The 23,634-nt window shown below is 70.9% G+C and carries 17 protein-coding genes and 1 pseudogene; 6 read left to right on the forward strand and 12 right to left on the reverse strand.

Annotation, left to right across the window (positions count from 1 at the left end; translation table 11 throughout):
* The 11 genes and pseudogenes from IEZ15_RS38100 to IEZ15_RS38145 all read right to left on the reverse strand — a co-directional run.
* A partial coding sequence (locus tag IEZ15_RS38100) for an ATP-binding protein (RefSeq protein ID WP_229846393.1) occupies nucleotides 1-1,433 on the reverse strand: 1,433 nt, incomplete at its 3' end.
* A 408-nt stretch (nucleotides 1,434-1,841) separates the two neighbouring features.
* The gene (locus IEZ15_RS38105; RefSeq protein ID WP_189281608.1) at nucleotides 1,842-3,971 is read right to left on the reverse strand and encodes a WD40 repeat domain-containing serine/threonine protein kinase; all 2,130 of its coding nucleotides are present in this window, start codon (nucleotides 3,969-3,971) and stop codon (nucleotides 1,842-1,844) included.
* A 327-nt stretch (nucleotides 3,972-4,298) separates the two neighbouring features.
* On the reverse strand, nucleotides 4,299-4,421 hold the full coding sequence (locus IEZ15_RS47410; protein WP_373302716.1) for a hypothetical protein: 123 nt from the start codon (nucleotides 4,419-4,421) through the stop codon (nucleotides 4,299-4,301).
* Between the two features lie 259 nt (nucleotides 4,422-4,680).
* Nucleotides 4,681-6,525: a polyprenyl diphosphate synthase gene (gene uppS, locus IEZ15_RS38115; protein ID WP_229846394.1), complete on the reverse strand. Its 1,845-nt coding sequence runs from the start codon at nucleotides 6,523-6,525 to the stop codon at nucleotides 4,681-4,683.
* 51 nt (nucleotides 6,526-6,576) lie between these two features.
* Nucleotides 6,577-7,389, reverse strand: a complete 813-nt coding sequence (locus IEZ15_RS38120) for an ABC transporter permease (RefSeq protein ID WP_189281628.1) — start codon at nucleotides 7,387-7,389, stop codon at nucleotides 6,577-6,579.
* A gap of 8 nt (nucleotides 7,390-7,397) precedes the next feature.
* Nucleotides 7,398-8,003 (reverse strand): ABC transporter ATP-binding protein, encoded by a 606-nt coding sequence (locus IEZ15_RS38125; RefSeq protein ID WP_189281627.1) that lies wholly within the window; start codon nucleotides 8,001-8,003, stop codon nucleotides 7,398-7,400.
* Between the two features lie 491 nt (nucleotides 8,004-8,494).
* Nucleotides 8,495-8,638, reverse strand: a pseudogene (locus IEZ15_RS47730) (DUF4265 domain-containing protein); the annotation flags it as partial.
* Nucleotides 8,639-8,984: 346 nt separating this feature from the next.
* A complete protein-coding gene (locus IEZ15_RS38130) occupies nucleotides 8,985-11,120 on the reverse strand; it encodes an ATP-binding protein (protein WP_189281609.1) in 2,136 nt (711 codons plus the stop codon).
* Nucleotides 11,117-11,821: a Pvc16 family protein gene (locus tag IEZ15_RS38135; RefSeq protein WP_189281610.1), complete on the reverse strand. Its 705-nt coding sequence runs from the start codon at nucleotides 11,819-11,821 to the stop codon at nucleotides 11,117-11,119. The genes IEZ15_RS38130 and IEZ15_RS38135 overlap by 4 nt, the downstream gene beginning before the upstream one ends.
* A complete protein-coding gene (locus tag IEZ15_RS38140) occupies nucleotides 11,818-14,970 on the reverse strand; it encodes a DUF11 domain-containing protein (protein WP_189281611.1) in 3,153 nt (1,050 codons plus the stop codon). Before IEZ15_RS38140 ends, IEZ15_RS38135 begins: the two co-directional genes overlap by 4 nt.
* A 215-nt stretch (nucleotides 14,971-15,185) precedes the next feature.
* Entirely contained in the window at nucleotides 15,186-15,893 is a 708-nt protein-coding gene (locus IEZ15_RS38145; protein WP_373302717.1) for a helix-turn-helix transcriptional regulator, read from the reverse strand.
* 225 nt (nucleotides 15,894-16,118) lie between these two features.
* Between IEZ15_RS38145 and IEZ15_RS38150 the strand changes: the two genes are divergently transcribed.
* The 5 genes from IEZ15_RS38150 (at nucleotide 16,119) to IEZ15_RS38170 (ending at nucleotide 20,630) form a co-directional block, all read left to right on the forward strand.
* Nucleotides 16,119-17,447, forward strand: a complete 1,329-nt coding sequence (locus tag IEZ15_RS38150; protein WP_189281613.1) for a COG1470 family protein — start codon at nucleotides 16,119-16,121, stop codon at nucleotides 17,445-17,447.
* Nucleotides 17,448-17,962: 515 nt separating this feature from the next.
* Entirely contained in the window at nucleotides 17,963-19,492 is a 1,530-nt protein-coding gene (locus IEZ15_RS38155; protein WP_114242517.1) for a phage tail sheath family protein, read from the forward strand.
* Nucleotides 19,493-19,531: 39 nt separating this feature from the next.
* Nucleotides 19,532-19,972: a phage tail protein gene (locus IEZ15_RS38160; protein ID WP_114242518.1), complete on the forward strand. Its 441-nt coding sequence runs from the start codon at nucleotides 19,532-19,534 to the stop codon at nucleotides 19,970-19,972.
* Entirely contained in the window at nucleotides 19,969-20,475 is a 507-nt protein-coding gene (locus IEZ15_RS38165) for a hypothetical protein (RefSeq protein WP_114242519.1), read from the forward strand. Before IEZ15_RS38160 ends, IEZ15_RS38165 begins: the two co-directional genes overlap by 4 nt.
* Complete coding sequence (locus IEZ15_RS38170) at nucleotides 20,472-20,630, forward strand: DUF6760 family protein (protein ID WP_189281614.1); 159 nt, start codon at nucleotides 20,472-20,474, stop codon at nucleotides 20,628-20,630. Before IEZ15_RS38165 ends, IEZ15_RS38170 begins: the two co-directional genes overlap by 4 nt.
* A gap of 663 nt (nucleotides 20,631-21,293) precedes the next feature.
* Here IEZ15_RS38170 and IEZ15_RS45690 read toward each other — a convergent pair.
* Complete coding sequence (locus IEZ15_RS45690; RefSeq protein ID WP_229846395.1) at nucleotides 21,294-21,692, reverse strand: hypothetical protein; 399 nt, start codon at nucleotides 21,690-21,692, stop codon at nucleotides 21,294-21,296.
* Nucleotides 21,693-23,166: 1,474 nt separating this feature from the next.
* On the opposite strand from IEZ15_RS45690, the gene IEZ15_RS45695 reads away from it, so the two are divergent.
* Nucleotides 23,167-23,598, forward strand: coding sequence for a hypothetical protein (locus IEZ15_RS45695; protein ID WP_229846396.1), 432 nt, complete (start codon nucleotides 23,167-23,169; stop codon nucleotides 23,596-23,598).
* Nucleotides 23,599-23,634: the final 36 nt, after the last annotated feature.

Below are 23,634 nucleotides of genomic sequence, written 5' to 3' on the forward strand. Positions count from 1 at the left end.
GCGGAGGTACGGAGCACGTCCTCGCCGTCCTCGTTGCCGGCGGGCATGTCGATCACTCGGTGGAAGAGGTCTCTGCTCTCCCAGAGCGCCCCGGTCGTGCCGAGCGCTCCGGCGCGCATCAGCATCAACTCACGGCGTTTGTCGAGGTGTCCGGGGGTGTTGGGCAGGATCGCGAGGACGACACCGAGCCAGTGGGCCGAGGCGGCCGGGGCCGTCACGGCGGTCTGTTCGGCGGCGCTGGTCAGGATCGCGGCGGCCTCCGGGTCCCAGCCGGTCAGTGAACGCTCGATGTGATGCGCCCGCTCGGCGAGGGGTGCGCCGGCCTCGGCCAGTTCGGCCGCCGCCCTGCGGTGGAGCTCCTGCCGCCGCCAGGGGTCGGTACGGTCGTGGACCAGCGCCCGGATCAGCGGGTGGCGCAGTGCCAGACGGCGTCCGGACTGGTCCGTACGGATCAGATCGCGGCGCATCACCCCGCGCAGGGCCTCAACGACGTCGGGGACGGGTGAGCCGGTGAGAGCGGCGATGAGGTCGGCCGTGGCGTGGTCGCCGAGTACGGCGGCGGCTTCTACGGTGCCGCGCTCCAGCGGGTCCAGAGGGGCGAGCTCGTCGAGCAGCAGGGCTTCCAGGCCTGTGGGCGGACCACCGTCCCGGACCGGGGGCCCGGGCAGCCGGGCGGTGCGATGGGCCGTCAGGAGCGCCAGGAAGTACAGCGGGTTGCCCTCGCTCGCGGCGTACATCTCGGCCACCCGCTGCTGCGGCAGGTCGCGGGCCAGTTCCTCGACGCAGTCCCGTTCGTCGAGCGGGCCGAGAGAGATCCGCAGCACCGCGCCGGTGTCGGCCCCGCGCGCCAGCGCCGTGGTGAGCGCCGCCGGGGCCTGGCGGTCGCGGCGCGACACGACGAGCAGGAAGGGGGCCTTCACGGGGTGCCGCACGAGGTGGTCGACGAGTTCCAGGGACGCCGGGTCCGCCCAGTGCAGGTCGTCGAGGACCACGACGAGCCGCGCGCCCCGGATGCGGCCCAGTGCGTCCGCGGTGGCCCGGTAGAGGCCGAAACGGTCCCTGTTCCACGGCTCGCCCGAGGGCTCCGCCCTCCCCCGCAGCACCGGAGGGAGCTCCCGCAGCGACGGGAACACTCTGAGCACCTGCTGGTCGAGGTCGGCGAACGCGTCGACGAACGGCTGGAACGGACTGTGCCGTTCGAACTCGGTGGCCCGGCCGCGCAGCACGGCCGCCCCGCGGCGGCGGGCGAGCGTACTGAACTCCGCCAGCAACCGGCTCTTGCCGATACCGGCCTCACCGCTGATGTCGACGAGGGCCGGGCCACCGGCTCCCATGTGCTGCAGGGCTGCGTCGAGCCGGCGGAGCTCGGCTGACCTGCTGACGAACGGCACGCTGTTCGTGCGCCTGCCCGGTCCCCTGTACAACTCAACCACCACGATCTCCCTCGGAACGAACGCCGCCACGGCACGCCAGGGCCCCGGTGGCTACGGCACGGGGCTGGGCGACTGTCGCCGTCAGACAGCGTTCTACAGCACGAGTACGACAATGCTGTCCCTTCGTGGCGGGCCCGGCCCGCGCCGGTCAGGGGCGCATGGTGACCGACGTACGGGCAGCGCGTCACACTGCTGACCAGTCGGTACGGGACACCCCGACGGCTCCGTAGTAGTACCTGACCGCTCCTGATACGAGACCCGCTGTCGGTGCCCTGGGACGTGACCGGGCCGGGGTACGGCGGGAGGTACATCAGCGGGATCGACGCGATTCGCGTGGGCGGCGGCTACGCGGGATGGGGCGCCGCCCCCGAGGGTGAACGGCGCCCGGCCCGGCCGGTGCGGATCCGGTCAGGACGCCGGGGTCTTCCACAGGTACACGACACCGTCGGAGCTCGTCGTGGCGACCTGCGTGCCGTCGGGGCTGAACGCCAGGGTCCGGACGTTCCAGTGGTTGCCGACCAGCCGGTACGTCAGCTTGTTCTCGGCCATGTCCCAGAGCCGGACCACATCGCCGTCGAACACGGCGAGGGTGGAGCCGCGAGGGCTGTACCCCACGCTCTGGACCGGCACGCTGGTCGTCTCGTCGACGCTGCCCGTGGCACGGCCGTCGGACGCGTTCCACAGCTCGACCCTCCGGTTCTCGGCGGCGGTGGCGATGGTTTTGCCGTCGGCGCTGTACGAGACGCCGTAGATTTCCTCGGCGCGGAAGAGCTCCTTGCGCGCCTTGTGCCGGGCCACGTCCCAGAGCTGCACGGTCCACTCGGAACTGGAGCCCTGGTCGTGGGAGTAGCCCACGGTGGCCACAGTCCTGCCGTCCCGGCTGAACGCCACCTGCCGCGCCCACATGTCGTCGTCGAGAACGGCGACCCGTTTGCCCAGATCCGAGCCGGTCCTTGCGTGCCAGAGCTGCGCGCCGCCCTCGCTCGCGGTGGCCAGAAGCCGGCCGTCGGGACTGAACGCCACACTGTCGAGGGAGTCCGAATCCTCGTCGGTCGTGGTGATGGAGGCGACTTGCCGCCGCCCGGCAACGTCCCACAGCGTGACGACGTTCCTGGCCGTTCCGGCGGCGAGCAGCCGGCCGTCGGGACTGAAGGCGACCGTGGTCACCGCCACCGGGGTGTCGCCGGGCGCCGTCCGCGGACCGAACCGCGCGAGTACCTTGCGCCCGGCCACGTCCCACAGCCTCACCGTGCCGTCCCCGGCACCCGTCGCGAGGGTGGCGCCGTCGGGGCTGAACGCCACGCCTTCTGGCCCCTTGCCCCGGGGGTAACCCCCGAGCGTGGCAGCCGGTTTCAACTCGGTGGGTGTGTCGCGGCCGGAGGAGTTGCCGGGCAGCAGCACCGCGACCAGTACGGCGACCACGGCCAGCACCCCGATGCCGCCCACCAGCGCGGGCACCGACATCGGCGGTGTGTCCGTGAGCGGGGCGGGCTGCGCCGGGTCGGGTCCGGTGGCGGCGTCCGGCTTCTGCGCCGAACCCCCCTGCCCGGACCCGGGATTCCGCGCCTGCGGCGCCGCGGGCGCGGTGGCGGCGTTGTGGAAGTCCGGTGCGGGGTCGACGACGGTCCGCTGCGGCGGTACGGCGGGGTCCGCCCGGTCGGGGCCGTCGGTACGGCACAGGCGGATGACCTCGGCCAGGCCCGGCCGTTCCGCCGGAACCTTCGACAGGCAGCGGGCGGCCACGGTCCGAACGGGCTCGGGGCAGCCGTCGAGATCCGGCGCCTGTTCGAGGATGCGGTACAGCACACTGTGCCCGGTGCCGCCGAACGCGGGTCGCGCTGTGGCAGCGTACGCGGCGATGGCGCCGAGCGCGAAGACGTCGACGGCCTCGGTGAGGCTCTCGCCCCTGATGTACTCGGGCGCCATGTAGCCGGGCGTCCCGGCCAGCATGCCCGTACTCGTCACCGATGTGACGTCCGCGGCCCGGGCGATCCCGAAGTCGATGACCTTGGGGCCGTCGGCGCTGAGGAGGATGTTGGAGGGCTTCAGATCGCGGTGGATCACCCCGGCCGCGTGGATGGACTGCAGTGCCTCGGCCACCTGCGCCGTCAGCGCCAGCACCGCCTCTACCGCCAGCGGCCCCCGCGCGGCCACCGCGTCGTGCAGGGCCGGCCCGGGGACGTACGCCGTGGCCAGCCACGGTTCGTCGGTGCCCAGATCCGCGTCGACGACCGGCACGGTGTAGAGGCCCTGCACCCGCCGGGCCGCGGACACCTCCTGCTCGAACCGCTTACGGAACGACGCGTCGGCCGCGTACTCGCGGTGCACGACCTTGACCGCCACCGCGCTGCCGGCCGGGGTGCGCGCCAGGTAGACCCGGCCCATGCCGCCCGAACCGAGCAGGCCCTCCAGCCGGTACGGGCCCGCCGTGACCGGATCGCCGGATCCCAGCGGACGGACCGGCGGTGGATCGGCCGGCCACCCCGGGGCGCCGGCCAGGTGCGGAACCGCGCGTGGGCCATGGTCCGGTTGGGACATGCCGACTGTCACCCCTAGCTGGTCGTGCCTGCGCCACGCGGGCAGCTGCCTCGTTCGAGGACACGGCACAACGCGCCCTCACCGTACGGAACCCGGCGCTCCGTCGAGGCCCGCCCTGGTTCGAGCGTCAGCGTAATGGAGCCCCAGCCGGGGCGTCTGTCCCGGTCCTGTCACAAGCGGGGGTCCGACGACGGCCGCAGTCCGGCCGCCCGGACCCGTACCAACGGTCCCTCTGATACGAGCAGTTGAATGCCTCTCGGCTGTTGAGAGCCGATACGACAGCGGTGCGGCCCTGGTGTGATCACGTGCGTTGCCGAGCCCTGTTGATCACGCCAAGGCCGCGAGGGTGAGTGTGCTGTACGACGCTGCACACGTCGAGTTCCGCACGGAGACGAAGAACGGGTTCTCGCCCCGATTCCAGGGCAGTTGGGAGGGCACGTCGTAGACCATGAAGTGGTATCCGTTGTCCCCGGCCACCTCGCCCTGCCCGATGGGTCGGCCTTGGATGGACCCGTCCCATGCCTGGGTGACGGCCTTTCCATAGTTCGCGGTGGCGGTGCGGTGGCGATCGCGGACTCTGGCCAGGTCTCCGGCTTGGCGAAGCGAGACTCCGGACCGTGTTTCGATGGGGCCGGCCGCCCTTCGGGTCGTGCCAGCGCCGACGTAGGGATCGGGATCCACTGAGCGACCGAGTTCGAGTCAGTTCCGATCAGGAGACGGATGTCGTGGTGGACGGTGGGGTGGGAGCGGCGCCGTGGCGGCGTTGGCGGCGGCTGTATTCGGTGATCGCGTGCCATAGGTGGCGTCGGTCGATGTCGGGCCAGGAGTCGGGGGTGAAGTACAGCTCGGCGTAGGCGGCTTGCCAGGGCAGGAAGTTGGAGGTGCGTTGTTCGCCGCCGGTACGCCACAGCAGGTCGACATCCGGCATGGCGGGGTGGGGCAGGTGGCGGGCGAAGTCCTTTTCGCTGATGCGGTCGGGATCGAGTTGTCCGTCGCGTAGGTGGTGGGCGAGTGCGGCGGCGGTGCGGGTGATCTCGTCGCGGCCGCCGTAGTTGATGCACGTGGTCAGCGTCAGGCCGGTGCGGCCGCGGGTGGCCCGCTCGCGTCGGCGGAGCAGGTCGACGACGTCGGTGGGGAGCTTGCCGGTGCGGCCGTGCCAGCGCATGTGGACGTCGAGATCGCGGAGGGGGTTGTCGGTCAGCTCACCGCGGACGACGTCGAGGATCGCGTCGACTTCCTCGGCGTCGCGCTTCCAGTTCTCGGTGGAGAAGGTGTACAGGGTCAGGTGGCGCAGGCCGATCTCTAGTGCGCCGTGGACCGTCTCGCGCACGGCGGCGGCTCCGGCTTGGTGGCCGGCGTACCGGGGCAGGCCGCGTTGTTGGGCCCAGCGGCCGTTGCCGTCCATGATCACGGCGACGTGGACGGGCATCTGCTCGGCCGGGATGCGCGGAGGATGGTGGCCGGCGGGGTGGGGAGGTGGTGCGCTGAACGGACCGTTTCGCGCTGCCCGTGCGGCTGGCAGGGCACTGTGCCGGGTTGGGCGGTGCTGGGGCGGCACGGTGACGGGGGTGAGGGTCCAGGCCAGGGCAGCGCGGGCTCGGGCGGGGGCGAGGATGCGGGCGCTGGTGAGGAGGCTGGGCCGGGGCGGGGTGCGCAGGAGGGTGGGGCCGGCGGCGACGATGGCGTCGAGCTGGGCGCGGAGCAGGTCGGCCATGGTGTTCACGATGGTGGCGGGTCCGGGGTGCATTCCCCGAGTGAGGGCGGGCTGGGTCCCCCACTGGCGGGCCAGGCCGCTCAGGTGGGTGATCAAGCCGCTGACAGCGGGGCTCCAGCGCAGGTCTGCCAGGTCGCCTGCGGCTTTCGGGTAGCGGTCGAGGGCGTCGTCGGGCAGGAGGAGATCGCCCTGAGCGAGGTCGGCAGACAGGTCGGTGAGGATGTCGGTGAGCCGGACGCTGTCAAGGAACTCCTCATAGACCTCCTGGGTGTCCAGGCGCAGCGCCACGGGTACGTCGGCCTTGTCGAAGAGGTCGCGGACCTGGTCGAACCAGGGCAGCAGGTTGTCGCGGCCCCAGGCGCGCCAGGCACTCCAGTCGGCGAAGCGCCGGCCATGGGCGTCGTCCCGGACCAGGGTCATCGCATCGTGCAGCTCGCTCAGGTCCAGGCGCCAGCGCAGCGCGGTGTCCACCAGCGCGTGACGGACCGGGTCCGTGCTGCTTCCGGTCGTCAGCTCGCGCTCCAGCGCGGTGATCCACTGCTCGACTTGTGCGGCCCGCTCGGCGGCAGGGACGGTGTGGTCGTCGGCCAGGTCGTCGATGGCGTTGGCCGCCGCCCACAACGCCCAGCACGCCGGGCGCAGCACAGCGGGCACCAGCTGGATCAGCGCGTACTCGGCCGGGTCCTGCACCTTTGTCTGCTGCCGACAGTACTGGTACGCCGCCCGCAGCGCTGGGTCATCGCCGATCACCGCCCGGGAAAACTTCGCCGGGCGCCGCGCCGACGTCATCATTGCGGATTGCTGCTGGACCTGGGCGGTGTGTTCATCCGTGGCTGTCACATCGCGCCCAACGATGTCAACAGGTATCCGGTTGCGGCACAGTCGCGCACGTCACAGCAGGTCCGCTGTCTGCTGACGCCGGGTGGGCTGCTCCGGCACAGACATGCGCGGCGGCACGGTCAGGGTAGTACGGGTGCGCCGGTGGAAGGCGAGCAGGCCAAGCAGAGCCGCCACGGTGAACCAGGCCAGCTGCCAAAGCACATACTGGGGTACAGAGATGGTGGAGAAGCCCGCGGCAGTGGCCGCCTGCATGGCGCCGTAGGACGGCAGGAAGCGAGTGATGGTGCTGCCTGCACCGGAGCTCGTGATCGGGTTTTGCAGCAGAAGATCCACAATGCTGGTCATCACGATGGCGAACATGCCCTCGACCTCGCGGCGCAGCAGGGCACCGAAGCCGACTCCGAGCACGCCGTAAGTCAGTCCGGCGCAGAAGAACGCCGCGGTCAGCAGCACCGGCTGGCGGGGTGTCCAGGTCAGGCAGGTTACGGCAGTGGCGTATGCGGAGATCAAGGCGCAGGCGAAGCTGAGCGCGGTGACCTTCGCCGCGACCAGGTGTGTGCGGGGATAGCCGGCCATGGCCAGGCGCCGGTCGAAGCCGCTGCTGGTGAAGGTCACGGCGAACATGAGGAAACCAGTGATCAGAGTGACGGCGTTGAGAGCGCCGCTGATCGCGGTGATCTCGTTGCCCCGAGGAGCCAGCAGCTCCCCGGTGGCCCGCAGTTGCAGACGGGCAGGGGTATCCGGCATCGCAGCGTGGGCCAGCAGCGTCCACACGGGCAGGAACAGGGCGATCAGCACCATGGCAAAGCGGTTGCGGGCGTGCTCCAACAGTGCATACCGCGTGGCCGTAGCGAGCAGCATCATCTGATTCCTCACGCCGCACCTGCCATCTGCGGCTGGAGCCGGCCACCGCTCAAACACCACAGCTCATCCAAACGCTCGGTGTCGTAGGCGAGGTGGGAGACCACCAGGACCGAACGCCCCCGGTCGCGCAGACGGCCCGCCAGGTCCCAGAACCGCAGGTAGGTGTCCCAATCGAACCCCTGGTACGGCTCGTCCAGCAGCAGCACCTGCGGATCGTGCATCAACGCCAAAGTGAGGTTCAGCTTCTGCCGCGTGCCGCCGCTGAGCACTGCGGCCCGCTCATCGGCGTACTCGGCCAGGCCGAGCACCTCCATTACCTCCTGGGCATGTCGCAGGTCACCCAGCCGGAACGCCCTTTGGAGGAAGGCGAGGTGCTGGCGCACTGTCAGTGCGTCGTTGAGCACCACCTGCTGGGGGCAGTACCCGAACCGGCCGTCGTGCCGAACCTGGCCACCGGACGGCCGCAGCTCCCCGGCCAGGATTTTCAACAAGGTGGACTTGCCTGCACCGTTCTCCCCCACGATGCCGGTCAGCAACCCTGTCGGCAGTTGCAGATCGACTCCTCGCAGCACGCGCCGCTTCCCGTAGCAGTGGTGCACATCAATGACTTCCACCAGTACAACCCCCAGGCCAGCACACTCGATGACGGTCATCCAATGCGACAACGAATGCGCTGGGGTAGAGAAACGGGCACCCGTAAGACCGGATGCCTTCAAGCTCACGACTGCACCTTGACCGTCGCAGTCAGGCACATGGGCGTGGTAGTCCCTTTCCCACAGGCAACGTCAGAACCGCCTGCCCGCGCCATCGTCGACATCAGTCCGAGGGGGACGCCAGTACCGACGAGCCAGGCAGCCACACTCCTGGGCGACCGCGCTGGACGGCCCGGCCAGCGACACGGAACGCTGCGGCACCGAGACCTCCTGTTCGTTGCTCGGTGATTGAGACAACTGCATTCTCTGCCGAGATCACCAGGCCCGTTTCGCGGCCCCGGCAGCGAGTGACCTCACATCGACCGGGGCTGCGACGTTGAGGTCGAGCACCTCCACGTCCACCTCCCCCGGGTGCTGAAGGCACCGCAGTGAAACAGCTACTGGCAGTTGGACTACGCGTCGCGCCATGCATCGGTGACACAGGCAACCTCGAAGTGCCACCACCCATCGTTCTGGCCGCGGACGAGCAACGGCTCGATCCCACTAAGGTCTGCCTCGGCCGGCACCGTGAAGGCGACCAACGGGAACTCCCAGCTGACCCTCGCCGCCGCCGTCCTCACTCAAACCGAGACCTCACCACCACCCCCGCAGCCGGTCGCGGACAACGTCATCCCTTTCCGGCCTGTCACCTGACCGCAGCCGACGCCAACCGCTCCGCGTGAGGGCCGACACACGACGCCACCGCCGATCCCGCCGAGGCCTCGCATGAACGAGCAGCACCTCCAGCACGTCCGCGGCATCAGCGAGCCGGACCTCTCCGCGACGGAACCCTCTACGAAGCTCGCACCGCCCGAAGCAAGCCCCGCATGACCAGCTCGGCCTTGACAAAGGGCATGGAGGAACCCCCGGCCGGGAGAGGTACGGTCGGGGTTTCCGAAGGCGCTACCCTTCGCCCCGTTCCTGCGCACGATCCAACCAAGGACCGAACTCGCTTTCCAGGACCAGCCGGCCGAGTTTGCGGTACTCCTGGAGCACGGCCGAGACGATCTGCTGCATACCCAGCGGTCTCCCGGATTCCGCCGCAAGATATGCAGCGGTCACCGCGCAGGCGCGGATCGACCCTCCCGCCAGCTCGAAGTGTCCCGCGCAGAACTCCAGGTCGAGTTCCGCCTCGCGTGGGATCGCCGTCCCGAGGCAGCGGTCCCACAGGGCCAGTCGCTGCTGGGCATTCGGCATGGGGAACTCCGCGATCACGTCGAGGCGGCGGGTGAATGCCTCGTCGAGATTGGCCCGCAGATTGGTGGTGAGCACCGCGATCCCGTCGAAGGACTCCATCCGCTGCAGCAGGTAGGCCGACTCCACGTTGGCGTGGCGGTCGTGCGCGTCCTTGACCTGTGAGCGCTTCCCGAAGATCGCGTCCGCCTCGTCGAACAGCAGGATGCCGTTGACGTCGGACGCCTCGACGAAGATCCTTTCGAGATTCTTCTCGGTCTCACCGATGTACTTGTCCACCACGGTGGACAGATCCACGACGTAGAGCTCCATGCCGAGCTCCGACGCCACCACTTCGGCGGACATGGTCTTGCCGGTGCCGGACTCACCGGCGAACAGCGCGATGACCCCTCGTCCTCGGCCGCCTCCCGGCCTCATCCGCCACTGACCGAGCACCTGCTCACGGTGGCGTGCGCGCAGGGCGAGTTCGGACAGCTGGCGAAGGGTTACAGGAGGCAGCACGAGGTCGTCCCAGCCAACCGCGGGCTCGATGCGGCGGGCAAGCCGTTCGAGCCCTGCTCCGTTCTGTGCCCGAACCGCCGTGCGCAGGTCCTGCGCGTCCACCGGACGCTCCTCCAGGGCCGCCAGCCGGGAGGCGACGGTGGCGGCCTTGCGCACCTGCTCGGAGTCGAGCCGGTAGGAGGCGGTGGCCTCGATGAGTCCCTCGTCGGCCGACGCGTTCTCGGCGGGCAGCCCGACAGATGTGCCTGCCTCGGCGAGCGCCCGACGCCACTGCCGCGCCACGCCCGCGGGGGCGGGGGGCAGGACACGGACTGGAACCGGGCTCTCCCTGGTCCACAGGGGATCCCAGTTCTTCTTCCCGAACGCGATGAGGGGGGCACCGCTGACCGCCGCGCAGAGGCCACCGAGCAGATGGGCTCCCTCGGGCCGCTCGGGGGTGAGCGATTCGAGCGGCCCGAGGACGACGCCGCCACGGCTCAGCCGGGCCTCAGCCGCCAGGGTCCGTACGAGCTCCGCCGGTTCGGGAGCGGCGGCGAGTGCCGCGATGTCGACCACCAGCGGACGACGCCCCGCGGCGAGAAGCGCCTCAACTGCCAGTCTGCCGGGGTCGCCTCCCCGGTCGAGCAGATACACCAGGCCGCTGCCCGTGCCCAACGCCGCTGCGACGCGCAGGGCCTCCGGTCCTGTGTCCGGCTCCTGTTCGGGCCCGACCACATGGACGAGGCCGCGCAGCCTCCCATCGGGCTCGTCGTCGCCGAGCAGGTACGCGGTGATCCGGTCCGGCACCCGCAGCACCCGCGAGAGCAGCGGGCTGTCGGCCTCCAAGACCTCCAGCAGTCCGCCCGCGACCAGCGGGGCGGACGGCGAGAACCGGAAGCGGCCGGAGCTCGCGGCGGGCAGCCCGCAGAGTTCGAGCGCCAGACCGATGGTGGGCCTTCGCCGGGTGAGGTCGTCGTTGAGGTAGCCGTAGAGCCGCTCGAACCGGTTGTCGATGTCCGGGGCCATCGCGACCAGCAGGAGATCCATGTCCAGCGGTAGCAGGCCGAAGTTCTCGGCGAGCTGCCGGACCCGGCTCCCGGGCGGGGACGGCGGCGAAGGCTCGGAGCCGTACGCCGGTACGGGCGCGAACGCGTCGCGGGACTCCACGATCCGCCCGGCCGCCTCGGGGGTGAGGTACTGCCCCCGGTACGGATCGTCCGGTTGCGGGTCGGCGGCCCGCCGGAGCGCCACAGCGTTCCTGACCCGTTGCTCGACGTGGATCAACCGCTCCCAGAGGTCCTCGATGACCGCTGTCGGGGTGCCGGCCGGTTCACGGACGGCACGGGTGCCCTGTGTCGTGGTCATCGAGCCGCGCCCCCGCGCCTGCGCCGGCCGGGCGGCAACTGCCGTTCCCGCTCTGCCGCGAAGCCCTGCCCGCCGGGGTCGGACGCCCCGTCGTAGCGCAGCCGGCGCCCAGGTCCCGCATCGTCGCCGTCGCGTGCGGGCGCGGTCTTCACCACCAGCCCTTCGGTGACCGGCGGGCCGGCGGAAGTCCGTTCACCGGCCAGCGGTGCCCACACACGCAGGTCGATCGCGGCCTTGAGCTCGCCGCCGAGCGCGGACCAGACGTCCGAGGCGGACGGCCCGTCGGTGCCCGGACCCGCCGCCTCGATCTCCACGGCCAGCCCGAGCTCGGCGAGGCTGCCCATGTGCATGCGGGCGGGCAGGACGTCCGTCCGCACGAGGCAGCGCAACACCTCGGAGAGCAGGCGGTGTTCGTCCTGCGGGCGATTGGTCCAGGCGGTCACCAGATAGGTCAGCTCGAACCAGCGCGGCGGAGTCCGCCAGCCGATGACCATTCCTTGGTCGTCGTGCTCCTCGGCCGTGCCGGTACGGCGGCGGGTCGCATCCTCGCGGATGCGGTGGAGGAAGACGCTGATCGTGGGGGCGTTGCGCCGGGCGGACCAGTCCTTCGTCGGTGCGTCGAAGACCAGGTCGACGCCGTTCTCCTGGAGGCCGGCGTCGACCAGCAACAGCCGCAGCCCCTCGTCCACTTCGTGGATCACCTGCGCCCCACCTCGTCCGGCGGGACAATGGTGCCGCTGACCACCAGGAAGGGCGTGGTGACCGGGCTGAACCCCGGTCCTTCGGCGGTGATCGTGCGCGGCCCCGTCTGGTCCTTCGCCAGGATCAGCAGCTGCGCGATGAACGTACGGTCCCGGCGCGGGACGGCGGGCGGTGCGGCTGCCGTGATCCCGGGCTTCCAGGAGAGCTTCACCGGTGCTCCGGGCGGAAAGTCCTTGCCCCGTACGGAGGTGACGAACCCCGGTTTGCCGACGGCGGGCACCGCGATGATCCGGGGCTGGAGAATGCGCAGCGGTTTCCTGGACACGTTGTCGCCGGTGTCGGCGTCGGTACCGGTCGTGGTCAGCGTTCCAGTGATGGTCGTCCTCAGTGCCCGGTCCGGCTTGAGCACGACACGGATGACCGTGGAGGCGCCCGGTGCCAGGTCGGGCAGCGTGCACACCCCGGCGGCGCAACCCGCCGGAAGCGGACCCGCCGGGATCCGCGCGGGCAGTCCGAGCCTCAGCCGCAGGCCGGTGGCGAGCGCGTTCCGGCCGTTGCGCACGGTGTACGTCACCACCACCCGGCCGCCGACGAAGCCGGGACTGGGCTGTGCCCGCACCGTGACCGCGGGCCCCGCCTCGGGTTCGGGCGGCAGCGGGGCCGGAGGCCGGGGCGGCGAGGTCGTGGGAGACGGGGTGGGCGTCGGTGTCTCAGGCACGTCCTGGACCGGGACGCTCGTCCCGGTGGCGTTGTCCGTGGGGTTCGGGTCGACCACGGCCCCGGTGACCGACCAGCCGATCCGCTGGTCCCCCGTCGTCACGCCGGTCAGCCGAGCGGTGACCTCCACACCGGTCCCCGGCCGGAGCACGCCCAGGTCGCACTGGGGCGACCCGGCAGCACAGGGCCCGGCCGGGGTGGTGAGCTCCTCCAGGCGCACTCCGGGTGGGGCGTCGACGGTCAACACGGTGCCGGGCGAAGGTGCGGGACCCCGGTTGGTGACGGTGACCGTCACCGATACGGAGGAACCGACCTCCACCGCGGGTGCGGTGGGCGGCGCGGTCAGGGACAGGTCGACCGACTGCTGGAAGGCGGGCTCCTTCTGCCGCCCGGCAAGTCTTTCGCCGAACGGCGTCAGCGTGCCGGAGGAGAGGTCGAGCATGGACAGCTGCTCCGGGGAGTTCGATGCGAGCGCTCTGCGCGAGCTCAGCACCAGCCGTCCGGAGTCCGGCGACCAGGCCACGTCGCGGGGCTGGAACGGCCCGGTCCGCGAGGTGTCGGGGATGTCCTGACGGCATGCGTCGGGGTTGTTCCGCTGGACGGACGGAAGCACGACCCGGCACTCGCCGCCGGTGAGCGAGGTCACGACGACGCCGGCGCGCTCGTTGACCTGGCCGCCGCCGTCCTTGCGGTTGAAGGCGAGCTTGCTGCCGTCGGGGGAGAAGGCGGGACTGTCGTCGATCTTCTTGCATTCACCGGGGCAGATGGTGACGCTGAGGTCCCGCTGCTGGTCGAGCGCCGCCACCGGCACGGTCCAGACGTGCTTGATGCCGCCGAGGCCCCGGATCACGTGGTTGCGGGTGAAGGCGAGGGTGGTTCCGTCCGACGACCAGGTCGGTTGCGCGTCACCTCCTGCCAACTGCCCTTCCGGCGGGACGATCCTGCCGACGATCGCTCCCGTGGCGACGTCCGCGATGAGAATGCTGCTCGGCCCCGGCTGCCCGTCGACCCTGCCGGGGGAGGTCCTGGTGAACGCCAGCTTGGTGCCGTCCGGCGAGAACGTGGGGTCGGTGTCCCAGTCACGGGGACCGCGCCCGGCGAGCGGCATCGCTGCCTCGTGGGAACCCTCGGTGTCGGCCAGCCAGATCCGTTCGACGCGCTCCTTCTCCTGACCCTCGAAGCGGGTCAGGACGATGCGCCTGCCGTCCGGTGTGTAGTTCTGCCGCTCGGTCCACGGGTCGTACGCCGCCGCCGGGTTGAACAGTGGGTCCTTGGTGGGGTCGGTGTTCGTATTGGCCTCCGGGTCCTCCTTCAGGATGGAGAGTCCGAGGTCCCGCGGGTCCGAGCCGTCCTGCCTGACGTCCTGGAGCGTCACGTCGTTCGCCTCGCGGGAGGTCCGTCGTGCCACGACGACGGTCCCGGAGTCCGGGGGCCCGAGCCAGGTGGGCGATTCGACCGCACGGTCCTCACCGAGCTCCAGGCTCGGCTCGGTCCCGTCGAAGGCGGTCGTCCGGTAGACGTGCTCGTAGTCCTTGCACCCGCAGGTCGTGTCGGGGCTGAGGAAGAGCAGGCCGTTTCCGTCCGGCAGCCAGGCGGCCGAGCGGGTGCGCCAGCCGGCCTGGACACCGGCCAGCAGCGGTCGGTCGGTTCCGAGACCCTCGGTCACCCGGAGCCTGGGTCCCGTCGTCTCGTCAGTGGTGAGGGTGTACGCGACGCGAGCGCGGTGGGAGTCGTCGTCCACCGGGTTCCACTCCGGCTCGGTCGCGTCGCCGGGCGGGCCGTCACTGATCACCCTCGCCGCGCCGCCGGCCACGGCCCGTTCGTATATCACCCCGCTCCGCCCGGGACCGGAGTCACAGGAGTACGCGATCCGCGAGCCGTCCGGGGAGAACGTCGGGGAGGTCTCGTTGTTGGGGGTGTCCGTCAGCCGCCGCAGGCCGGAGCCGTCGATGCCGACGGTCCACAGGTCGCGCTGGACCACATCACCCGGCCCCCGCACCGCGGAGTCGAACACCACCGTCCGTCCGTCCGGGGAGAGTTCGGGGTGTGCGGCGTCCAGGCCGGTGGTGAGCTTGCGCACCGCGCCGTTCGCTTCACGCACGTACACCTGTGGTCGCACGGCGTCGCGCAGACCGGTGAAGACCAGCACCTCACCGCGTGCGAAGGGGTCCTGGTCGTAGTGGGCCGGTCCGGGACCGAACAGCGGGGCACTGGTGGCCGGGTCGGCGACCCGGCCGAGGCTGCGGTGTTCGGTCCCTGCGTAGGCGATGCGTCCGATATCCGCCGGGCTCTCGTCCGCCGCCGCGGCCAGCCTCGGCGCACCGTGCGGGGCGGACGCGGAACCCGCCACCAGTAACGGTGCCAACAGCACCACGGCGCCCGTCAGTCGGCCCAGCCGGGTACGCCTCACCGGGCCAGCAGTGCCGGTCACGGCCCACCTCACAGTCCTGTTGATGACTCTCCACGACAAGCATCGTGCCCGCGCGGGGCGGAAGACAGGTCCGGAGTACCCGGAGCGGGGGAAGGGGCTGTTGCCCTTTGCGGCGCCCTCCAGGCCCCCCGCCCGGCCACTCCTGCCCCGAAGCACCGGCGCGCCCCCGCGCGGCGACGTCCGTACGCCGTCCGCACGGGAGCCCGTGGCAGGACTCAGATGAGCCCGTGTCGCATGGCGTAGCCGACGGCGTGGGCCCGGTTGCGCAGTTCGAGCCGTGTCGTCACCTCGTGCAGAACGTTCTTGACGGTGCGTTCGGAGTACGAGGTCTTCTGTGCGATCTCCGCGGTGCCGTAGCCCTCCGACACCAGCCTGATCATCTCCGCCTCCCGCGTCGTGAGGGTGGAGAGCGAGAGTCCCCGGGGGTCGAGGACCGTGCGCTGGAGGCTGCTGACATGGGTGAGGAGCTTTCCGAGCAGGTCGCCCGGCAACACTCCTTCGCCGTTCGCCATCGCCGTCACCAGGTGGACAAGACTGTCCTGGTCGGCCTCCCCGCGCCTCAGCACGGCGGCGACGCCGCACTCGATCATGGTCTGGAGCGCGCCCGACTCGAAGAAGCCGACGACGAGTCCGGTGCGGGTCGCGGTGTTGCGCTGGAGACGGTGCAGGAGCTGGACGGTGGGCTCGTCCACCATGTCCACCACTACCAAGGAGACTTGGGCCTGGTCTGCCTCTGACTCCGCTATCAGCTCTATCTCGGGCCGTGTGCGTAATTGGTGAACCACGCCGGTCCGCAGGATCAGGTCCTCCGCGTACACCGCTACGGAAAGTCTGCTCCCGGGAGTCCCATGGGCGCTTCCTTCGGCGGAGTAATCCGGTTTGGCGGGCCTGCGGTACTGGCCGCGCTCCGCTGCTCTGCTCATCGTTTCTGGTGTCGTCGTCATTCGTTTACGTGCCTGTCTTCCTCAGGTGCTTCCGTCCGATACGCCGGATTCCGCTCTCGACCGCGTCGTCCTCCGGCACGGTGACCGGGCCCGGGGAGGGGTCGCCAGGACATCGTGCCGTTGTGCCGTCGGGGCACCACCCGTGCCCGATCGTTGCCCTCGCGTCTCTGCCGCGCAGCCGCAGGGACGGCCTAACGTCGCATCGTGACCACATCTGCCGAACTCGAAACGCCTACGGTGACGGTTTTGCCCGGTGCCGAAGCGACGACGACCCTGACCGTGCGCAACGACGGCGACATCGTCGAGGCGTACACGCTCGAAGTGGTCGGCGACTGTGCCCCCTGGAGCACCGTCGAGCCGGCGCGCGTGTCCCTCTACCCGGGCACCTCCGAGGTGGTGACCGTAAGGCTCGCGCCGCCCCGGTCCCACGAGGTCCGGGCCGGCGAGATGCCCCTGGGTGTCCGCGTTCTGCCCACGGAGCACCCCGAGTCGGTGGCGGTACCCGAGGCCACGGTGGTCGTCGGGCCCTTTCACGAGCTCAGGGCGGAGCTCGACCCGCGCCGACGCTCCGGCTGGCTGGGCGCCCGCTTCCGGACCTCGGTGCAGAACAGGGGGAACACCGCGGTCGACGTCGCCCTCACCGGCAAGCAGGCCGGGGAGGAACTCCGCCTGGCCTTCACCCCGGGCCAACGGCACCTGGAACCGGGCGAGTCCGCCGAGGTGGGCCTGCGGGTACGGGCCCGGAAACTGATCTGGTTCGGCAAGCCGGTCGCCTGGCCGTTCGAGGTCGAGGCCGCCGAGGGCACCGAACGGGACACCGGCAGTGAGCAGCCCGGCCGGCCAGAGGTGTTGCCCGGTGAGTTCGCGCAACTGCCGGTACTGCCCAGGTGGCTGCTGATCGTCCTGGCCGCGCTGCTCGCCCTGCTGCTCGCGTGGTTCGCGCTGGTCCGGCCCGCGGTGCGGAGCACCGCGAAGCAGGCGGCGCACGAGGCCGCGCAGGAGAAGACGCCCCGTAACGGGCAACAGGGTTCGACAACGGCGGGCGGCACGGGCGATCCGGGCGGTGGCCAGGGGGAGAACGGGGGGCAGGGGGACGGTTCGGAGAAGCCGAACGCGTCCGCAGGCTCCGGTTCGGGCGGTTCCAGCTCGGGAACGGGCGGGGGCGCCGGGGGCACGCAGCAGAGCTCGGCGACGATCGATGTGCAGACCGGGTCCGGGGCGAAGAAGAAGGGGACGTACCAGGTCCCGAAGGGAAAGGTATTCGGTATCACGGACATCGTGGTGGCGAACTTCCAGGGCGACGAAGGTGTACTGACCATCTCCTTCGGCGAGCGAAAGATCACCACCATCGCTCTGGAGACCTTTCGCAACCAGGACTATCACTGGGTCACACCCATCCAGATTCAGGAGAACGACACGGTCACCGCGTCCGTCACCTGCGCCAAACCTGGCACGCCGGCGACCGGAACTCAGGCTTCCGAATGCCACCAGGTACTCAATGTCAGCGGCGTGCTGAGCAATCTCGCACCGTAGACACAAAGCGTCCGGCCTCCTTATTCCGCCCACAGGGACGAGAACAGCAGAAATCCCGATCGACGGAAACCCGGCTCTCCGGTCTTTGGCAGTTTCCGTCTCCTGTGCACGTTAGAGGTGGTCCAGAGTGCCCGGGTTCCTGCGACATCGGCAGTGAGTGAGGAGATTCCGGCCACAGGCCCCTCGGGGAACGCCGCCACGGTGGGGCGGTCAAGGACCGGATTCGGTCAGTGGATCCCGATCGGATGGTCGAGGCCCGAATTCTGGCTGATTTCCGTCGAGTCCCCTGCCGGCGGACGTCTTCCTTAATTCCGGAGTCCACCTTGCTGTCACGCGACCGAACCGGGTAATGAGGCGACCGCCGAGCCCGGTCCGCAAAGGGAAGCATTTCCTGTCCCACGGGTGCCTGAGAAGGCAGCACCCTTGCCCCGTGTCCAGGACTTTGAGACCTACTGTCCGTCACAGTCGCCGAGGAAGACTCGGCGGTGAACGAATGACCACGCGAAGGAGCGAGCATGCCGTCGTACCTCACCCCAGGTGTTTACGTGGAGGAGGTGCAGTCCGGAGCGCGGCCCATCGAGGGAGTCGGCACCGCGGTCGCAGCCTTCGTCGGTTTCGCGGAGTCCGGCCCTTTCCACCAGCCGACGCTTGTGACGAACTGGGACCAGTACGTCCAGACCTTCGGGACCTTCACCGCCGACACGTACCTGACCCCTGCGGTCTACGGCTACTTCGCCAACGGTGGCGGCGCCGCCTACATCGTGCGCATCGGCGGTCCCGCGCAGGACCCGGCGCGGAAATCCGCGTCCGACACGTCACCGTCCGCCGCCATCGGAGGGTTCCTGATCTCCGCACGGCCCGGTACGAGCGGAGACCTCTCCGTCGAGGTCACCGATGCCGAGGGCGAGAACCCTGCGGAGGACCGGTTCCGGCTGCTGGTGCGGCAGGCCGGCAAGGTGGTGGAGACCCACGATGTCTCCACCCGCAAGAACGTCAAGGGCTATCTCGTCACCCAGGCTCGCCAGTCCAAGCTCATCGAGGTCACCGAGCAGCCCGGCGCGACCCAGACCCGCCCCGAGAACCAGAGCCTCTCCCTCGCGCCCACCGCTGCCGCCCCCGGAGCCGGCGTCGCACGGATCGACCCGGCCGAGTACGTCGGCGACGCCGCCGCCCGCACGGGGTTCGCGGGCCTCGAAGCGATCGACGAGATCACCATGGTCGCCGTTCCGGACCTGATGAGCGCCTACCAGCGCGGGGACATCGACGCCGAGGGCGTCAAGGCCGTCCAACTGGCGGTGATTTCGCACTGCGAGCAGATGGGCGACCGGGTCGCCGTCCTGGACACCCCGCCGGGCATGAACGCCCAGCGCGTCCGTACCTGGCGCAACGACGACGCCGGATACGACTCGCGCTACGCGACCGTGTACTACCCGTGGCTCAAGGTCTTCGACCCGGCGACCGGCCAGAACTCCCTGGTGCCGCCGAGCGGTCACGTCGCCGGCGTCTGGGCGCGCAGCGACGGCGAGCGCGGGGTGCACAAGGCCCCCGCCAACGAGGTCATCCGCGGTGCGCTGGACCTGGAGATCCGCCTCAGCAAGGGCGAGCAGGACCTGCTCAACCCGATCGGTGTCAACTGCGTGCGTGCCTTCCCCGGTCGCGGCATCCGGATCTGGGGCGCGCGCACCCTCTCGTCCGACCCGGCCTGGCGCTACCTCAACGTACGCCGCCTCTTCAACTACCTGGAGGAGTCGATCCTCCTGGGCACCCAGTGGGTGGTGTTCGAGCCGAACGACGACCGCCTGTGGTCGAGCATCCGGCGCAACGTCACCGCCTTCCTCACCGAGGAGTGGCGCCGGGGCGCCCTCTTCGGCCGCACGGCCGAGGAAGCGTTCTACGTGAAGTGCGACCGCGACAACAATCCGCAGGAGTCGATCGACCTCGGCCAGGTCGTGTGCGAGATCGGCGTGGCTCCGGTGAAGCCCGCGGAGTTCGTGGTCTTCCGCCTCGCGCAGTTCTCCGACAGCACCAGCCTCGTCAACGAGTGACCCAGCAGGGTCCGCAAACGGAACAGGTGACACAAAGTCATGGCAGAGGGCGACGCTCTTTCCACCCACGTCTTCGGCGTGCAGCTCGGCGGCTATCTCGTCGAGTCGATCCAAGAGATCAGCGGCATGACCGTCGAGGAGGAAGTCGTCGAGGTCCGTCAGGTGACCGCCGAGGGCAAGCAGATCATCCGCAAGCAGCCCGGCGCCCGTCAGGCGGGCGAGGTGACGATCACTCGCGGACTCGACAAAAGCAGCGAGTTCACCAACTGGATCAAGGAGACACTCAACAACGGGGCTGTCGACACCGCGCGCCAGAACCTGACCATCGAGATCAAGGACTCGAAGGGTGAGACGGTCCGGCGCATCCAGTTGATGCAAGGGTGGGCCAGCAAGTGGGAGGGGCCCTCGCTGAAGGCCGGCGAATCCAGTGCCGCCACCGAGACGGTGACCATCACCTTCGAGGAGATCGTGGTCGAATGAGGCGCAGGACCGTTACGTCGGGCGGGCTCGACGAAGTCCTCGACGGCCTCGCGTCCGCTCCGCCCGCCGCACGCGAGGAGGCTCCCGCGCCGTCTTCGGCCCGGGACCGGGACCTTGACCGGGACCAGCAGGAGCTGCGTTCGGAGTTCGAGTTCGAACTCCCGCGCGGTTACGTCGACGACGAGGGCCATGTCCACCGGCGCGGCTCGATGCGGCTCGCGACGGCACGGGACGAGCTGCGCCCGCAGATCGACCTGCGGGTGAAGGAGAACCCGGCGTACCTGTCCGTGGTGCTGCTGAGCCAGGTGATCACCCAGCTCGGCACCATCACCGATGTGCATGCCGGGGTCGTCGAGCGGATGTACGCGACGGATGTGGCGTTCCTCCAGGACTTCTACCGCCGGATCAACAGCGAGGGCCACACACACGCCGCGGTGACCTGCCCGCTGTGCCACGGGTCGTTCGAGGTGGACCTCTCGGGTGGGCGCCTGGGGGAATCGTGACGTACGCGCTTCCCCGATTGCGGGAGGAGATCGCGTACGTCGCCTACCACTTCCATTGGCAGCGAGAGGAAATTCTCGACCTCACCCACGCCGAGCGTCAGGAGTGGGTGCGGGAGATAGCGCGGATCAACACCCGCGTCAACGAAGGCGGGTGATCGTGTGGGGTTCGGAAACTGGTTCCGCCGAGGCGGCCGGCAGCAGCCCGGAGCGCCCTCCCCGGGCGGGACCGGAGCAGACACCGGGTGCAGCCCGGAACCGGAAGCCGACCGGAGCGACAGCGGGGCCGATCAGCGGGACAACCGCTGGGACGACGGCTGGGACGGCGGCTGGCGGCAGGTCGCACCGCCGACGGTGACCGTCGCCCGGTCCTCGATCGGGGTGAGCGACGGACTGCGGTTCAGGTCCGGCCTCGCCTCGTGGCAGAACCTCTCGTTCGGGAGCGAACTCGGCCATGCCGTACTGCCGTCCGCGCCGGTGGGCCTCATCCACGGCGTCGCCCGTCCGGGTGGCGCGCGATCCGCGGATCCTGGTGGACCACTGCTGCTGCGTGCCGCCCGGACCGCAGCGGACGGGGACACGGATCCTGCGGTGGGCCCGACACCTGCCACGGCGGGCAACGTGACCGGCAGCGGCAGGGCCGGCGGGAAACCGGCCCCTTCAACCGTCCAGCGGTCGAGCGGTGCGACGTCACCTCGCTCCTCGTCCCCCCGCTCCTCCGGGAGCTGGGCACGTGGGCGGCAGACCGGCGGGGACGGCGCAACCACTCCGGAAGCCAGGGCAGGGGCGGCCCCGGCGAAGAGCACGGCGTCGGCCGCGGTTCAGGGACCGGCTTCGGGCCAGGCCACCGCACCGGCCTCGCAGCATTCCGCGAACACCGCACCGGCACCGGTTTCGCTCCAACGGGCCCGGCCCGCCGCCGTACGTCCGCGGCGGACCGCCCCGCCCCTGATCGTTGCCCGCCGTCCGGCGATGGCACTGCGGCACATCGCCGGGATCCCGCCGGCCACGGCCTCCGCACCGGCCACGCCTGTCACCACCACCACCGCCGTGCAGCAGGGCGCTTCGCAGCAGACCGCGCCCGCCCCGCCGGGCGGCTCCGGCCGAGCGGCTCCCGCTGCCCCGCCGGAAACCGCACCGACACCGGACCGCACCAGCGACCGTCCCACCATCGCGACGGTGCGCCCCGCCCTGGGCAAGCCGCTGCGGGAACTGCCCACCGGGGCCGTACCCTCCGACGCGGCAGCGCGGAGCGGGGTCGTACCGTCCGCCCCGGCAGGGCAACAAGCAGCGGGCATGCCCGTGCTCCAACTCCAGGCACCGGACGCGGCAACCCCTGCGGTGACCGCGCCTTCGCCGGAGGCGACGAAGCCGTCGGTGCGTCAGCCGCCGTCCCCGGAGGCTCGGTCGCGGGCAGCTCGGTCCCCGGAGGCACGGTCCCCGCAGCCGACACAGCCCGACGGACCCGGCTCACAGGCTCGTACCCGCGGCGGGATCGGTGCCCCCCTCGCCTCGCTTCCGTCGACGGCCAGGCTTCGGAACGACGCACCGCTGCTCGGTGACCGCCGTCGGGCACAGCCGGGAAGCACGGGCCCTCGGCAGGGCACGACGTCGGCGGGAGAGCCTGGGGCGCCCCCGACCTCCGCACCGGCCGAGCCGACGTCGAAGCCCCCGAACGCGCCCTCCGAGATGCCGGTGCGCTCGTCCCCCGTGCCTGCTCGACCCGGCGCGTCCGCCCCGGAACCTGCGGCTGTCCAGCGCGCGGTGGACACCAGGCGTACGAGCACGTCCATCTCCACCCCTTCCCCTTCTGCTCCCGCTGCGCCGGTACGTGTCCGGAGGATCACCCCGGAGCGGGAGAAGGGACGGGCATCGGGGCCTGCCACCGGCGCCGAAGGGCCGACGCCCGCCGTCCAGCGGTCGCGGGCCCTGCTCGCGGGCGGGGACCTGCACGTGAACACCGGCGCCGGCGAGGGCTTTTCGGCACCGACGACGGGCAGCACAGCCCGGCCGGTCGTGGCAGCCACCTGGCGTCGCGATGTACAGGAGCCGGGGCCTGATGCACCGTCACCGAGGCGCGGGAGCACGCGGACCGGGGAGCACCGGACGCCGACGGATGCGGCACCCCGGCAGGCAGCTCCTCGCCCGCGCACCCGCCCCGCCGAACCCGCTTCCCCGCACCGGCCCCGTGCGACGGCCCCGGGGACGGCGCCCGGTGGGACGACACACAGTGGGATGGTGCCCGGTGGTACCGCCCGACGCCCCGTGCCCGGGAGCACGTCGCCCGGCACCGTCCGGAGCGGGACGCCCTCGGGCCGAACGCCCGTCGGCGATCCCGGTCGCGTTACCGGGGCCGGGGCCGAGCGGACGGGTCGCGTTACCGGGGCCGGGACCGAGCGGACGGGTCACGGACCGGCGGTCGGCGGTTCCCTCCTGCGGCTTGTGCAGCGTTCGCTGCGCGGCGGCGCGGTAACGCAGCCGTCCCGGCCTGACGCGCACCCGCCGGAGCAGGAGCCTGTGGAGCCACGCTCTGCCCGCCGGCCCGGACCGCCGTCCCCGGCACCACGACGCGCACCTGCCACCCCGTCCGCGGCCCCTTCCACCCCCTCCACCCCGTCCGTGCCGTCCGCCGCTCAGCCCATTCCGGTCGTGCGCCCGCATCCGCCCGTACCGGACCATCCGGGAGCGGCTGCCGTGCCCGTACAGCGGATGGCGCTTCCGGTGGTGCCCGAATCCGCCGCTCCCGCGACCACCGGACCGACGACCGGAGCCGGTGCTCCTCTCACCGGACCGCCGAGTCTTTCGGTGCGGGTTCCGCAACGCGCACCCGCTCCGGCTGCCGGAGCCGGGGCCCTTGCGGCCGAGGTGCTTCAGCGCGCGGCGGCCGACGCCGGAATCACCGGTGTTCCGGTGCGGGCGGCCCCGGTGAAGCCCGCCGAGCCGTCGGGAAGGACCGGGTCGGCCGCCTCCGCCACCGCGGACCCCCCTCCGGTCACGAACCGGGTCACCGGGGCGGACATCGAGGAACTGGCCCGTCGTCTGCTCGACCCGGTGAGCCGACTGATCCGTGCGGACATGCGCAGAGGGCGGGAGCGTACCGGACGGTTGTACGACGGCCGCCGCTGACGACGGCCTGAACGGCCGGACACGGCACGGAACTTG

It is taken from the genome of Streptomyces atratus, from assembly GCF_014648655.1.
Taxonomy (GTDB): Bacteria; Actinomycetota; Actinomycetes; order Streptomycetales; family Streptomycetaceae; genus Streptomyces; species Streptomyces atratus.

Bases quoted from the DNA above. Each gene is read 5' to 3' on its own strand.
- IEZ15_RS38155 (WP_114242517.1), top strand. From the start codon at position 17,963: ATGCCGTCGTACCTCACCCCAGGTGTTTACGTGGAGGAGGTGCAGTCC.
- IEZ15_RS38105 (WP_189281608.1), bottom strand. From the start codon at position 3,971: ATGTCCCAACCGGACCATGGCCCACGCGCGGTTCCGCACCTGGCCGGC.
- IEZ15_RS38165 (WP_114242519.1), top strand. From the start codon at position 19,969: ATGAGGCGCAGGACCGTTACGTCGGGCGGGCTCGACGAAGTCCTCGAC.
- IEZ15_RS38160 (WP_114242518.1), top strand. From the start codon at position 19,532: ATGGCAGAGGGCGACGCTCTTTCCACCCACGTCTTCGGCGTGCAGCTC.
- IEZ15_RS47410 (WP_373302716.1), bottom strand. From the start codon at position 4,421: ATGGTCTACGACGTGCCCTCCCAACTGCCCTGGAATCGGGGCGAGAAC.
- IEZ15_RS38130 (WP_189281609.1), bottom strand. From the start codon at position 11,120: ATGACCACGACACAGGGCACCCGTGCCGTCCGTGAACCGGCCGGCACC.
- IEZ15_RS38145 (WP_373302717.1), bottom strand. From the start codon at position 15,893: ATGAGCAGAGCAGCGGAGCGCGGCCAGTACCGCAGGCCCGCCAAACCG.
- IEZ15_RS38120 (WP_189281628.1), bottom strand. From the start codon at position 7,389: ATGATGCTGCTCGCTACGGCCACGCGGTATGCACTGTTGGAGCACGCC.